7 protein-coding genes are annotated in these 5,614 nt (G+C 64.6%); 6 read left to right on the forward strand and 1 reads right to left on the reverse strand.

The window, feature by feature from the left end; all coding sequences use genetic code 11:
* From H8B02_RS44750 to H8B02_RS44770, 5 genes are all read left to right on the forward strand, one after another.
* On the forward strand, positions 1–881 hold an 881-nt coding region (locus H8B02_RS44750; RefSeq protein ID WP_229172134.1), incomplete at its 5' end, for a peptidylprolyl isomerase.
* Positions 882–894: 13 nt separating this feature from the next.
* Positions 895–1,425, forward strand: coding sequence for a YbjN domain-containing protein (locus tag H8B02_RS44755; protein WP_229172135.1), 531 nt, complete (start codon positions 895–897; stop codon positions 1,423–1,425).
* Between the two features lie 93 nt (positions 1,426–1,518).
* Complete coding sequence (locus H8B02_RS44760) at positions 1,519–2,358, forward strand: lytic transglycosylase domain-containing protein (RefSeq protein WP_233287993.1); 840 nt, start codon at positions 1,519–1,521, stop codon at positions 2,356–2,358.
* Positions 2,359–2,467: 109 nt separating this feature from the next.
* Entirely contained in the window at positions 2,468–2,887 is a 420-nt protein-coding gene (locus H8B02_RS44765; RefSeq protein ID WP_229172136.1) for a hypothetical protein, read from the forward strand.
* A gap of 114 nt (positions 2,888–3,001) precedes the next feature.
* Positions 3,002–3,178, forward strand: a complete 177-nt coding sequence (locus H8B02_RS44770; RefSeq protein ID WP_224924689.1) for a hypothetical protein — start codon at positions 3,002–3,004, stop codon at positions 3,176–3,178.
* 46 nt (positions 3,179–3,224) lie between these two features.
* Here the strand turns inward: H8B02_RS44770 and H8B02_RS44775 are convergent, their stop codons facing one another.
* Positions 3,225–4,265, reverse strand: coding sequence for an AraC family transcriptional regulator (locus H8B02_RS44775; protein WP_229172137.1), 1,041 nt, complete (start codon positions 4,263–4,265; stop codon positions 3,225–3,227).
* 384 nt (positions 4,266–4,649) lie between these two features.
* Here H8B02_RS44775 and H8B02_RS44780 point away from each other — a divergent pair.
* On the forward strand, positions 4,650–5,614 hold a 965-nt coding region (locus tag H8B02_RS44780), incomplete at its 3' end, for an AMP-binding protein (protein ID WP_229172138.1).

A 5,614-nucleotide genomic window follows, 5' to 3' on the forward strand; every position in this document is an offset into this window, starting at 1 on the left:
CGCAAGCCGCCGCCACGCCCGCGCCGGCTCCGGTCGCGGCCGCGCCGAAGCCCACCGCGCCCGAGAACGTCATTGCGCGGGTCGGCGAGACCAACATCTCGGCCGATGATCTCCGCAGCTATGTCGCAGCCCTCGCCCCGCGCGAGCAGGCTGCGCTGGCCAAGGATCCGGCCATGCTCAGCCAGGCGGTCCGGCTGCTGCTCGCCAACCGTCTCGTGCTGCAGGAGGCGGTGGCGAAGAAGTGGGATCAGCAACCCGCCGTCGCCGCGCAGCTCGACCGGGCGCGCGAGGGCGCGGTGGTCGAGCTCTACCTGCAATCGGTGTCGACGCCGCCGGCCAATTTCCCGAGCGAGGACGATTTGCAGAAGGTCTATGAGGCCAATCGCGCCGCATTCCTGATGCCGCGGCAATTCCAGCTCGCGCAGATCTTCGTCGCCGCTCCGAAGGAGGGCGACAGGGCCGCCGAGGACAAGGCGAAGCAGGAGCTCGACGACGTGCAGCGCAAGCTGAAGGCGCCGGGAGCCGACTTCGCGGCGATCGCGCGCGGCGACAACAACGCCGCCAAGGATGCCGGCGACCTCGGCTGGGTTGCCGAGAGCCAGATCCGTCCGGAGATCCGCAACCAGGTGATGGGGCTCGCCAAGAACAGCGTGTCCGAGCCGATCAAGCTCGACGACGGCTGGCACATCATCAAGCTGCTCGATACCAAGGCGTCCTATACCCGCACCTTGCCGGAAGTGCGCGACCAGCTGGTGCTGCAGATCCGCTCCGAGCGGTCGAACATGATGCGGCGGGCCTATCTCGCCGAGCTGCTGAAGCAACATCCGCCCGTCCTCAACGAGCTTGCCCTGTCGAGCCTGCTCGACGCGTCGAAGAAGTAATACGGAGATAAAGATGTCCGAGATCATCACCAAGCTCACCATCGACGGATTGCGCGACAGCTTCCAGAATGTCGGCTATCGCGTCGAAACGCTGACCGATCCGGTCGCCAACACGACCTATCTGCGCTCGGCGACGGCAGGTCTCGGCTTCGAGATCCGGCCGGGAAACCAGCTCGTCGGCGAGGAGCAGAGCTTTGTCGACGCCACGCTGGTCACCACGCTTCAGGTGCAGGGCGAGCTGCCGCTCGACCTCGTCAATCGCTGGAACACGACGCGGCGGTTCGGGCGGCTGCAGTTCAGCCAGCCGTTCCTGATGTTCTGCCTCGATGTCTCCGTTTCCGGCGGCGTGGCGCCGAACTTTGTGCGGGCGCAGATCGAGGTCTGGGACCGGCTGGTTCAGGAGCTGATCGCCTATCTGCGCGAGGAGCTGCCGAAGATCGTCGCCCGCAATGGCGCGGCGGCTGTCCCGCAGCCAAGTGCGCCGGCCCCGCAGCCGTCCCATGAGCACGCCGCGGAAGCGGGGGCAGTTCCGACGATCCAGTAAATCATGCGGACACGCGACGATCAGGGCCGTAAGCGACCGATGAATGACGGTGCCTCAGCGACGAAGGCGGGCAGCTTCAGCCGATGGCGGAAGCTGCTTGATCCTGCTCGTCACCGAGGCAGCCGCATCGCAGCCGGCGGTCTTGTGCTCGCGCTTTGTCTTGTCCAGCCTGCCCATGCCGACGGAGAGAGGCCGGCGTCGTCATTCAGCACGCGCTTTGCCGCCGTCGAGTCGGCAGACCCTTCAGCCGACGCCACGGCAAAGCCGCCGGCCGAGGCGACGGCGAAGCCGGCCGCGCCGGCCAAGGATGCGGCGAAGGACGCCGGCGGGAAAACGCTCCCGCCTCCGCCGGTAGGCCAGCCCGCGGTTTCGGACGCGCGTATGCGCTATCGCGCGCTGATCGAGAAGGAGGCGGCGGGAAGCGGGCTTGCGCCCGAGATCGCCGAGGCGGTGATGGGCGTCGAGAGCGGCTACAATCCCGACGTGATCGGCGGCGTCGGCGAAATCGGGCTGATGCAGCTGCTGCCGTCGACCGCGCGCATGCTCGGCTTTTCCGGCTCGCTTGCCGAACTCGCGATTCCCGAAAACAACATTCACTTCGGCGTCATGTATCTTGCGCAGGCATGGCGCCTTGCCGGCGGCGACCTGTGTACCGCGGTCATGAAGTACCGCGCAGGTCATGGCGAGACCCGCTTCTCCTATCTGTCGGTGAATTATTGCGTGGCGGTGCGCGCCCGGCTGTTTGCCCGCGGCTTTCGGGTGACCGGCACCGTACCGGTCGCGACCTTCGGCGAACCGGGCCGTGCCGGCGGCGGTGGCGGCGGATGTGGCCGCAAATGCCTCGGCGGCGGCGGACGCATCGGCCGCGTCGATCTCGCCGCGCTCAACACGCGGCTCAACGCGCTTGTGATCCAGGCGCGGGGAGGGAAATAGCAAGGCCGCGCCGCCCGGATTCATATCGTTACCTTGATATCCTCGCTTAATATCTGTCCTTGGCTTCCTATCGTTTGAAACAGTTGTGGTTCTGCAAGGAGCAGCACCGATGAAAGTGATCATGTTGGCGGTCGCCGTTGCCGGATTGTCGGCGATGCAGGCGGAGGCGCAGACGCAGCAACACACGCCGCTGCCGGAAATTGTCGTCGGCACACCGCCGCCGGCGCTCAACCTTAACCGCGACACCAGTGGCGGCACCGGCCGGGCTGCGGCAAGAGGCAGCGGCGCCGGCGCGCCGGCCGAGCGTTGCGGCGATGCGGCCTCGCTTGGCTGCATCAACGAGCGGTTGAAGAAGCAGGTCGATCAGGTCAATCCGCCCGTCACCAACACGCCGCCGATCGACGCGAAATCGCAGGATCTCAAGGTGGGCGTGGTCAACATCCCCGCGGTGCAGCAGCAATATGGCCGCAACTTCGGGGTCTCGGCGTTTCCCTATCGCCCGCCAGCACCCGTTTACAGTCATCGATAACGTCAGCGAACAGACGTCTGTTTCGCACGGATCGTGACGCCGTCACATTTCTGACGATGGGCATATGGAAAATAGAGAGAGCAACGGTTTGCTGATTCCATGCGAAAATCTGACGTGACGTGCCCCCATTGCCAGGCCGGCTATCGCCGGATCGAATTGACGTCGAAGGGCGGCATCGCCGGCGAGTTTCGATGCCTGGTGTGTGACCAATTGATCGAGCTGATGGACGGCTCGACCGACGTCGCCTTTCGGTTGACCGTGCAGCCGGGCAAGACGTCCTACGCGTATTAGCGCTGACGTCCGCGCAAGCGCGGCGGTCAACGATCGCGGCCCGCAATCATTCGCCGCGGATGTCGCTCGGGGCCTTGTTGGTCCAGCGGTGGAACGCACGCCTGAAGTTTGCCGCATCGCTGAAGCCGAGCGCCAATGCGATGTCGTCATTGGCCAGCGTCGTGCTGCGGAGATATTTCAGCGCAATCTGGGTCCGCAGCTCGTCGTGCAGCCCCCGGAAGGAAAAGCCCTGCTGGCGAAGCTGGCGGCGCAACGACCGGTCGTTCACGCCGAGCAGCTTGGCGATGGCCTCGAACGTCGGCGGGTTTGCGATATCGCGAAGCAGGATGGCGCGGATTTTTCCGGCAATGCCGGTCCGCAATCTCAAGTCTCCGAGCAAGTCGTCGCAGAGGGCGACGATGGTCGGATACGTCGTCTTGTTGCCGAGATCCGCTCTCCGGTCCAGCAACTGCGCCTTGAAGACGATCTGGTTGGCCGGTTGATCGAAGCGCACCGGGCACCCGACGTGATCGAGCGGAAGATCGAAGTCCTGTGCCTGCGGATAGGCGAGCGTGATTTCAAAGGGAGCGAAGCTTGGTCCCATGATGTCGCGCATCAGCGAAATGTGGATGCCGATCTGCATCTCAGCGACGAACCGGTACAGCGCGGAATCGGCAAGCGCGTGCAGATTGGGCTCGACGGTCCATCTCGCATGGGCCTTGTCCTCGCTGAATTCGATCGTCGCCAGCGGCGCGGCGAGCGCGTGGTAGCGCATCGCGAATTCCATTGCCTTGCGAAAGTCCGGGCAGCACAGCAGCGCATAGCCGTACATTCCGTAGGTCGAGATGTGGATCGATGCGCCGATGCGATAGGGCAGGTGACGGTCGGTCGACAGGCGCAGCGCGTTTTGACAGACCGTCATCAACTGCGTCAGCGAGATCCGCGCCTGCGGTGAGTGGACATCGGCCAGCGGAATGCGGGTGTCGCGCAGGATGGCGTCGGCCGGGACGCCGGCGCCGGCCAGCATGTCGAAGACAGCGCCAAGCTTGGTCGTCTCATAGACCTTGTCGCCGGTGCCGACGGTCAGGATATCGTTGCGGGAGCCCACAGGCCTCTTCAGTCGCGTGGTTGGTTGCAAAGTGAACCAGCCTTTCCTTCGGTCGGAAAGCAGTGCGCCGCAAACCTGGCCCGAGTGGATTTCCGTTCGCGAGCCCCTGGAACATAGCCGGTTCGCGCCAAAACCCAAGACTCATCAATGGGCCTCCCTTGTTGCGAAGCAGCAAGACCGCCGCCATTGACGAGAGCACCTTGTCCGGTTGAGACCCCGCCGATGTCCGTTTCGGACCTTCACAAAGGGCGAGCATCACGCGAGGCTTCGTCCTAATGTCACACGGTCAGACCGTCGTGATGCAGCACGGCAGACCACACGATCCGCTCGCTTAGAACTGCGGACGCAACGGTCGGAGGACATGCCAGGTTGAGGGAGGCTTCCATGGTCGGAAGGCTGATTCAGACTGCCCAATCCGCCTATCACTATCCGCTCATCTTCAAGCAGCTTTGGCACACGCCGAGCGTCCAGGCGCCGGACCAGGAGATCGTCTATCGCGATCTCAAGCGCCAGACCTATCGACAGACCAGGGAGCGGATCGGCCGTCTCGCCTCGGCGCTCAGCAAGGCCGGCGTCGAGCCTGGCGACACCGTCGGCGTGCTCGAATGGGACAGCCATCGCTTCCTCGAAGCCTTCTTCGCGATCCCGATGATGGGCGCCGTGCTGCAGACGGTGAACGTCCGCCTGTCGCCGGAGCAGATCGCCTACACGATCGATCACGCCGGCGCCTCGACGCTGCTCGTCAACGACGAATTCGTCGGATTGCTGGAAGGCATCAAGGCGCAGTTGCCCAAGGTCAAGCGAATGATCGTAATGTCGGACAAGCCGTCGCCGCAGACCGGCAGCCTGTCCTTCGTCGGCGAGTATGAGGGCCTGCTTGCGGCGGCCTCGCCGGATTACGACTTTCCCGATTTCGACGAGAACACCCAGGCCACCACCTTCTACACGACCGGCACCACCGGTCTGCCGAAGGGGGTCTATTACAGCCACCGCCAGCTCGTGCTGCACACGATCGCCGGGCTTGCGCTGTTCGGCATGGCCGGGTCGCAGGGGCGCTTCTCGCGCGACGACGTCTATATGCCGATTACGCCGATGTTCCACGTCCATGCCTGGGGCTTCCCGTGGTCGGCAACGCTGGCCGGCACCAAGCAAGTCTACCCCGGCCGCTACGAGCCGGCGATGCTGGTCAAGCTGATCAAGAGCGAAGGCGTCACCTTCACCCATGGCGTGCCGACCATCCTGCAGATGCTGCTCAATGCCGCCGCTGCGGCCAAGGTCGATCTCAAGGGCCTCAAGATGGTGATCGGCGGCTCTGCGTTACCGAAGGCGCTGGCCAAGCAGGCGATGGA

This window comes from Bradyrhizobium altum, from assembly GCF_020889705.1.
GTDB classification, from domain to species: Bacteria; Pseudomonadota; Alphaproteobacteria; order Rhizobiales; family Xanthobacteraceae; genus Bradyrhizobium; species Bradyrhizobium altum.